This window comes from Oleiphilus sp. HI0117 (genome assembly GCF_001635235.1).
The window spans coordinates 1-1,757 of sequence record NZ_LWGA01001266.1; the positions used below are offsets into that span (position 1 = coordinate 1).

Genomic DNA, 1,757 nt, shown 5'->3' on the forward strand with positions numbered 1-1,757 from the left:
AACAATCAACGGTTTAGCTATACTCATATTTCGATCTTATGCCGGCCAATCAATATGTCAGTAAAGATTAACCTGTTTATTTTAAAAAGAAAAAAGGCCGCAATCTGCAGCCTTTTACCTAAGCTCAATAAGACATATTGTCCTATATTTGCTGGTCAATCACACCATTTTTTAATAGCTTAGGCGTGATAAAGATAAGTAATTCAGCACGCTCATCTATCTCTTCAGTCTTGGTAAATAAAGCACCTAAGTATGGGATATCACCTAAGAAAGGCGTTTTAGTAACAGTTGTAGATCGTTCAGACTGGAAAATACCACCCAAGACAACCGTTTCACCATTACCAACAAGTACTTGAGTTAGTACCTCATTTGTTTCAATACTTGGAATACCTGCTGTCACTTCGCCACGGTTATCCTGATTGATCTTAAGATCCATAATTACCTGATCGTCTGGCGTAATTTGAGGCGTCACTTCTAAAGATAGCACGGCCTCTTTAAAGGAAACTGAGGTTGCACCAGAAGACGAAGCTTCCTGATAAGGAATTTCCTCACCCGATTTAATTGTCGCAGTTTGACGATCAGCCGTTACAATTTTCGGCTGAGCAACGATCTCACCTTTACCGTCGGACTCGAAAGCAGACAATTCCATATCTATCAAGAAATTGTCTCCGCCGAAGCCAACCGCCAATGAAGAACTGTTTGACCTGGTCACACCTAAATCAACAGCTAAAGCTCCTGGAAAAGAAATTCCTGTACCATTCTGGCCAGCAATATCAGTCAATTCAGAAAGCGTCGCTGTCGAACCACCAATAGTGAACAAATTATCTCCACTTTGGTCAAGAGCGCCACCGCCCCACTGAATACCCATTTCTTCAGCTATATTCGAACGAGCTCTTACAATTCTAGCCTCAATCAATACCTGACGAACCGGAATATCCCAAGTAGAAATCAATTTACGAATCTGCTCCTGCTTCTCCGACGTTTCTCTGACACTAATTGTATTTGTTCGTTCATCAGATGAAATAAAACCTCGTTCAGAAATCAACTCACTATCCTGACGCAACAGCTCTACAATATCTGCCGCTTTTGCATAGTTAATCTGAACGATCTCCAAACGTACCGGCGCTAATGCTGCAACCTGTCGGTTAGCTTCCAATTCAAGCTTTTCACGCGCCGCTATTTCTTCGGCTGGAGCGACAAGCAGTACATTACCCACCGTTCGCTTATCTAATCCTTTTGTTTTTAGAATCAGCTCTAGAGCCTGATCCCAAGGTACATTCTGTAAACGAAGGGTAATACTTCCACCCACGGTATCACTTGCGACCAAGTTAAGGCTGGTAAAGTCAGCAATTAACTGAAGAACAGCTCGCACTTCAATATTCTGGAAGTTCAAAGATAGCTTTTCACCTGTAAACGGGAACTTATCCTGTTTACGCTGATCGACTTCTTCTTCTGTTAGCGCTTCAACACTCACGGTAAATTTATTATCAGCCTGGTAAGCCAGGTAATCATAATGACCAGAAGCTTTAATTCTAATTAAGGCATCACCATCAACGATATCTGAATCAATACGACGAACAGGTGTTGCAAAGTCGACAACATCTAGACGCTGTCGAAGCCCCATAGGTAAGTCAACCTTTGGCATGCGCAACTGAATATGGCCACCCACTTCTGACATATCAATATCTACGTCAGGCGAAGCAAAGCTAACGACTATCTGGCCATCGCCCTTTTCACCACGCTGAAAGTCAATATTG

The 1,757-nt window shown here is 42.3% G+C and carries 1 protein-coding gene; it reads right to left on the bottom strand.

Annotation, left to right across the window (positions count from 1 at the left end; all coding sequences use genetic code 11):
• Positions 1 to 142: 142 nt before the first annotated feature.
• Positions 143 to 1,757 (bottom strand): type IV pilus secretin PilQ (locus A3757_RS22060; RefSeq protein WP_068740303.1); only part of this gene is annotated, 1,615 nt, incomplete at its 5' end.